Raw genomic sequence first — 5,652 nt, forward strand, 5'->3', positions numbered from 1 at the left:
GAGCGCGGCAAGCACCGGAAATAGCGAGTCGGTCCTAGACTCATTGCGTTCAATCGCTTTGACGTCCTGCAGGGCAACACCTGCCAGACGAGCGACCTCGGCTTGTTCTAGACCTCGCCTAATCCTTCTATTGCGCACCACGTCAGCGAGGGTGCGCTCATCATCAACGATCATCTCCATGCTCATTCCTTTCTCGACTGCTGGCGGTGGACGTGTTGGGTGTGGCGCGATGACTCCTCCGGTTCACGAAAACGCCGGACAAGGTAGGTCATGCCTGCGAAGGCCTGCGGCACTGCAGTCCGCGCGTGCGGGGCTGTCGCCAGGGGATGCTCAAGCGATTTCGCGAACATGCAGAATCTCACGCGCGCGGCCGGATCTGATGTCGCGGCTTGCTAGGTTCACCGTGGCAACGGTGTAGCCGTCAGCGGTGGTGAATTCGACGTCGTATCTGACCGTGTCGATAACCCCGATGACACTGCCGACGTCGCCCGCGAGGAGCCCACTTTCTGGCACGTCACGGCGCAGCACGACGAGGCTATGTTCGGTGAACATCGCACACTCCTAATGGTCGAAGGTACGAGGGTTACGGCTTGGCCTGTCGCGCATCACTGGCCCGTCCGGTTGCGCGCCAGCCTCATCTCGACGGCCTGAGCGACGTCGTCGCGGGACGGCGCCGCCTTGGTGGGCGTAGTCATTTCGGCCCTGCCGCCGCCGGCCACCTCGTGCACTGCGGTTCTGGCCGTGGTGTATCGCGCTGGTCGCTCGCTGGTCTGAGCTACCTGCCCCGTTACGACCAGCTTGGCCAGCGCGTTGGCGACAGCGCCGCTGGATCGGTTGAGCGCGTGCCCGATCGCGGTCGGGCCGAACTCTTCACCCGGCCGCGCAGCCAGGTACTCGGCGACCATGTCACGCAGGGCGCCGCGGCGAAGCCTCGGCGATTTCCCCGCCACGGACACGATCGTCCAGCTGTCCGGGGTGCGCTCGCCCGATTCATGAGCGCCGGGCGTGCGGCTGGCTTGCCCGCGTCGTTCGGCAGCGGCCAGTACCTTGCCGGCGGTGGAACGGCCGACACCGGCAGCGGCTGCGATCTCGACGACGGTGCCGTCAGGATGCGCGGCGAGCGCGGCAAGGACCTTGGTTTCGGCGGTGCCACCATCGGGCGTGGCGGCACGGGCAATCGTGGCAGTGCTGTCGGGCATGACATCTCCTCGACTCGCGAAGGGACAAGGGTGGTCATGCCTCCGGAGGCTGCGGGCCCCGCGGTGCGCGCGCCGCGTGAAGTGGAGCCCGTCGTAGTGTCTCCATGGACGCTCTGTACACCGGAGAAGTCAAGGCTCGCCGGGCTCTCCGATCTCCTGGCCCGCCAGGATCATTGGCGCACGGTCTCGGCCGTTGCTCGCCCGCGTAGCGTAGTGCATGCACTAGCAGCACTATGTTGCTGTACCACATCGATCACTATCTGGGATGTGCTGGACGAGACGCGAGATGGGTCGGCGGCGCGCGCTGCTCGGACTGGCCGCTCACTTCAGGAGTACGTGCGTCTGCAGTTGGTTTGAGCTGACCCGGATGCTGAGACACTGTTGTCGCAGGTTCGTAGCCGCAAGGGTACGGCGAGCCGATTATCGGCCGACGCCATCCTGCAGAACCGGGAAGCCGATCGTCGGTGACAATCGTCGTTGACGCCGCGATGGTCGTCTCCGCGTTGGTCGATGGCGGCCCAGGCGGGTCATGGGCGGACCAGGTGCCGGAATCGGATGATCTCGCTCGTCACGCGTTGCCCACGCACCCAGCAGTCGAGACACGCCTCACCAAGAACCTCCCAGATCTCACCCACCAGCACGAAGACAAGCTGCATACACAGATGCTTGCACTCTTGATATCACTTTTGCTAACGTCAACGGTATGCCGAATGTGATGATTCGCGATGTGCCGGCAGCAGACCTGGAGCAGATCCGATCTGCCGCAGCCGACCAAGGCGTCTCACTGCAGGCGTACCTGCGCGACGCGGTACACACCCAGGCGGCCCAGCTGCGGCGGCGTGTAGCCGTGGCGCGCACGGCTGAGCGTCTACGCGGGCGGGACGCGGTGCCGGAGACCGAACGGCAGGCCGTGCTCGAGGCCATCGACGACGCCCACGCCGAGCGGGCCGAACAGCTGACCGACCGGCCGGCGACGTGATCGTCGACGCCTCCACCGTCATCGACGCGGTCGCCGACGCAGGCCCGAGAGGCGACGCGGCCCGCCAGGCGCTCGCGGACCACCCCGCCTCCGAGCGGCTCCTCGCGCCCGGGCATTTCGCGTTCGAGCTCATGTCCGGCCTGCGCGCAGCGGCCAACCGGCCCGGTCATCCATTCCAGCCCGGCGACATCGAACAGGCCCTGCTCGACGCGGAATCGCTCGAGATCACCATCGAAGGCACGCCTTGGGCAGACGTCCACCGCGCATGGGCACTGTCTCAAGCCTCACTGCGTTACGCCGACGCCGTCTACGTCGCGTGCGCCGAAAGGCACCGGGTGGCGCTGTTGACCAGCGACGAGCGCATCGAACGCTCGGGGGCTCCACTGCGATGCGAAGTCGTGACCGTGAGACCGGACGAGTCCTAGCGCTTGGGATGACTGGCAGCTCGTGCCACATGCTCAATCCGGCGGCGGCCACCGTTTCCAGCTCGCCGTGAGGGCGGCCGTCGCCCCGACACACAGGTAAGATCCACGGTCTGGCTCTTTTAGGCGTTCCGGCCGTACCGTCCATCCAGTATGAGCATGTGCCCGCCGCGATGGCGGGCGTAGATCTGATGAATGTGGCAGAGGGGCGACCGTGACCGCAATACCCGATCGTGCTCTTGGACCTGACCCCCCAGCACCTCCCGTGGTGGCGAACCCACCGGAACCGATGCGCCAGCGCTCGGGGATCCGATTGTGGTTCCTGCGGGGGATCCGATCTGCGTTCCTGCTAGAGCGGCACCGGCAGAGGATCGGATCCGCGCAGGTCGCGTGCCTCGGCGGGGATCCGATGGACTCCCAGACTCACCTGGCAAAAGAGCCAATGGATCCCGTGGGAGAGGTGGTGAGGGGTGGGCGCACGCAGTAAGGCGAAAGTATCAGCGGCGCAGCTCACGCTGGACCGCGCGAAGGACGAGGGCCGTAGCGGACTCACCATTGCGGTCAGCCTTGGCACATACGGCCTTCCATATGGGGTCCGGAATCCTGAGGTTCCGTATCGGCGTCTGCCCTGTTGCGGGCCGCCCACGTCGCGCAGTCATATACCCGACTGTACCTACAAAAACCGCCAATGACCAGCCACAATGCATTGACTCCACCGTGGCGCCGAGCTATTCTTGTAGGTACAGAAATTGGGAAGGAGCAGCACAATGACCGCGACGACCAGCCCAGCCACGTCGAAACCCACCCGGCGGTTACGCAACGGTGAACTACGCCGTCAAGTAGCAGAGGCACTGCTTGATCGCGCGGGGTCCGCGCTGACGCCGCGTGAGATCGCGGCCGCGTTGGGCGGGCGGTCGTCGGGGGCGGTCGGCAACGCGCTCGCGGCGCTGGCCGAGCGGGGCTGTGCCGAGCAGGTCTGCGCCAAGCCGGTGCGCTACCGCTCCACCTCGACCACCCGCGACGCCACCGCCGCCGTACCCGGCGCCAGCGGGGCACACCGCACCACCACACCCGGACATACCCGCGCACCCTCGACGTCCACGACGACGCGGTCCGCCGCAGCGGGTGGGTCGGCACGGGCGGCCGGTCCGGTCGCCCGTCCCGACGGGCAGGTGTATCACCCGCGCAAGCTGGCTGGGTTGCCGGATGTGGCCGCGCTGCGCAAGCTGCGCGACGCGAACGTGCCAGCGCTGCTGTACGGGCCGCCGGGGACCGGGAAGACGTCGGTGATCGAGGCGGCCTTCGGTGACCTGTACACGGTGCCCGGCGACGGCGATACCACGGTGGCCGACCTGGTCGGCGAGTACACCCAGACCCCGGATGGGATGTTCGTGTTCGTGCACGGTCCGCTCGTGCGCGCCATGCGCCAGGGACGCACGCTGTTCATCGACGACGCCACGCTCATCCCGCCGAGCGTGCTGGCCGTGGTGTACCCGGCCATGGACGGACGCCGCCAGATCATCATCAAGGCCAATGGCGGCGAGGTCGTCGACGCCGCCCCCGGGTTCTACGTCGTCGCCGGACACAACCCCGGCGTACACGGCGCGGTGCTCTCCGACGCGCTCGCGTCGCGGTTCGCGGTGCAGGTCCACGTTTCCACTGACTACGACCTGGCCACGCAGCTGGGAGTCGACCGCCGCGCCGTGCAGGCCGCCCGCCACCTGACCGCCCGGCAACAGGGCGGCGAGATCGGCTGGGCGCCACAGCTGCGGGAACTGCTGGCGTTTCAGAAGGTCGCCGATGTGCTCGGGATCGACGCAGCGGCAGCAAACCTGATCGGCACCGCCCCCGAATACGACCGCGAGATCGTGACCACCGTCGTATGTGGGGTGTTCGGCACCACCGTCGAACCGCTGGCACTTGGCACCCGCATCTAACAGACCCACCTGTCGCAGAGGAAGGAGCCTTCGCGATGAGCACGCACCTGATGGCCGACCCCGCCGCCTCCGGCACCGCTGTGTTCCCTGCAGACCCCGGCTGGCTGTCCCTGTCCGCCGCCATGACCGCCGAGGTCCCCGCGATCGCCGACCGCGACGACCTCATGGTCACCATCGCTCCCGGGGCGGGACACGGCGCCCCGGCGTGCTTCCTGCCCGCCCGCGCCATGATCGAAGTCGACGGCGCCTACCTGCACCCGGTCGACCCCGCCACAGCCAAACCGCACCTGACCAGCGACCGAGCACGCTACGCCCCCTCCTGGGGCGCGCTGACCCACGAATGCGCACACAGCAAACACAGCGTCTGGACACCCCCGCCTGGCGCCGACGAGGCCATAGTGGATGCTGCGCTGCTGCTGGAAGAAGCCCGGATCGAACGCGCACACATCCGCCGCCGCCCCGCCGACCGGCACTGGCTACGCGCATGCGTGAAAAACATCGTCGCCACCGACCTGAAACTGGCCGACCCCACCACCGCGCCCCAGATGAGCACTCACGACGCCGCCCGCACGGCCGCGCTCCTGCTGGCCCGCCGCGACGGCGGCATCCTCACCCGAGCTGAAACCGCCCCCGTCGCCAGCACTGTCGACACCGTGCTCGGCACCGACAAGCTCATCAAGCTGCGTGCGGTATGGCGGAAAGCCTTCCGCGCCGCCGACGACGACGCCGACACCATGCTCGCACTCGGTCGCCGCTGGTGCGACATCCTCGGACCCCCACCGGACCCCGCCATCACGAACACCCCGCCGACCACGACGGGCACCCCGGCGCCGCCATCGCCGCTGGCAACGTCGATCCGCGACACTCTCGGCAAGGTCGCCCGAGCGGTGAGCCGCGCCAACGCTAAACTGCCGCCCGACCCCGCCACGGTCGCGGCGAAGGCCAAGGCGGACGCCGACGCCGCCACCAAACGCGCCGCCGACGCCGCCCGTAGCGTGTTCGCCATCAGCGGCCCACGCCACGGAGACACCGCCGTCACCGGAACGCGCGCACCCACCAGCGCCGAACGTGGCGCCGCCCGGGTGCTGGCGCGCGCGTTGAGCACCGCCGCAGCC

General features: G+C 68.1%; 6 protein-coding genes and 2 pseudogenes. 4 read left to right on the forward strand and 4 right to left on the reverse strand.

Features of this window, described 5'->3' with window-relative positions; translation table 11 throughout:
• From ELR45_RS10665 to ELR45_RS42075, 4 genes and pseudogenes are all read right to left on the reverse strand, one after another.
• A pseudogene (locus ELR45_RS10665) lies at positions 1-180 on the reverse strand (helix-turn-helix domain-containing protein); the annotation flags it as partial.
• A gap of 150 nt (positions 181-330) precedes the next feature.
• A complete protein-coding gene (locus ELR45_RS10670; RefSeq protein WP_129665737.1) occupies positions 331-552 on the reverse strand; it encodes a DUF4926 domain-containing protein in 222 nt (73 codons plus the stop codon).
• Between the two features lie 53 nt (positions 553-605).
• Positions 606-1,199, reverse strand: a complete 594-nt coding sequence (locus ELR45_RS10675) for a hypothetical protein (protein ID WP_129665739.1) — start codon at positions 1,197-1,199, stop codon at positions 606-608.
• Between the two features lie 527 nt (positions 1,200-1,726).
• On the reverse strand, positions 1,727-1,855 hold the full coding sequence (locus tag ELR45_RS42075; RefSeq protein ID WP_276320669.1) for a hypothetical protein: 129 nt from the start codon (positions 1,853-1,855) through the stop codon (positions 1,727-1,729).
• Positions 1,856-1,902: 47 nt separating this feature from the next.
• On the opposite strand from ELR45_RS42075, the gene ELR45_RS10685 reads away from it, so the two are divergent.
• The 4 genes and pseudogenes from ELR45_RS10685 to ELR45_RS34960 all read left to right on the forward strand — a co-directional run.
• The gene (locus ELR45_RS10685; RefSeq protein ID WP_129665741.1) at positions 1,903-2,178 is read left to right on the forward strand and encodes an antitoxin; all 276 of its coding nucleotides are present in this window, start codon (positions 1,903-1,905) and stop codon (positions 2,176-2,178) included.
• Positions 2,175-2,603 (forward strand): type II toxin-antitoxin system VapC family toxin, encoded by a 429-nt coding sequence (locus ELR45_RS10690; protein ID WP_129665743.1) that lies wholly within the window; start codon positions 2,175-2,177, stop codon positions 2,601-2,603. Before ELR45_RS10685 ends, ELR45_RS10690 begins: the two co-directional genes overlap by 4 nt.
• A 764-nt stretch (positions 2,604-3,367) precedes the next feature.
• Complete coding sequence (locus ELR45_RS10695; protein WP_129665745.1) at positions 3,368-4,537, forward strand: AAA family ATPase; 1,170 nt, start codon at positions 3,368-3,370, stop codon at positions 4,535-4,537.
• A gap of 50 nt (positions 4,538-4,587) precedes the next feature.
• Positions 4,588-5,652: pseudogene (locus ELR45_RS34960) on the forward strand (hypothetical protein); the annotation flags it as partial.

It is taken from the genome of Phytoactinopolyspora endophytica, from assembly GCF_004138495.1.
Taxonomy (GTDB): domain Bacteria; phylum Actinomycetota; class Actinomycetes; order Jiangellales; family Jiangellaceae; genus Phytoactinopolyspora; species Phytoactinopolyspora endophytica.

Coding starts and splice junctions, on each gene's coding strand:
- ELR45_RS10670 (WP_129665737.1), bottom strand. CDS start 552: ATGTTCACCGAACATAGCCTCGTCGTGCTGCGCCGTGACGTGCCAGAA.
- ELR45_RS10675 (WP_129665739.1), bottom strand. CDS start 1,199: ATGCCCGACAGCACTGCCACGATTGCCCGTGCCGCCACGCCCGATGGT.
- ELR45_RS42075 (WP_276320669.1), bottom strand. CDS start 1,855: ATGCAGCTTGTCTTCGTGCTGGTGGGTGAGATCTGGGAGGTTCTTGGT.
- ELR45_RS10685 (WP_129665741.1), top strand. CDS start 1,903: ATGCCGAATGTGATGATTCGCGATGTGCCGGCAGCAGACCTGGAGCAG.
- ELR45_RS10695 (WP_129665745.1), top strand. CDS start 3,368: ATGACCGCGACGACCAGCCCAGCCACGTCGAAACCCACCCGGCGGTTA.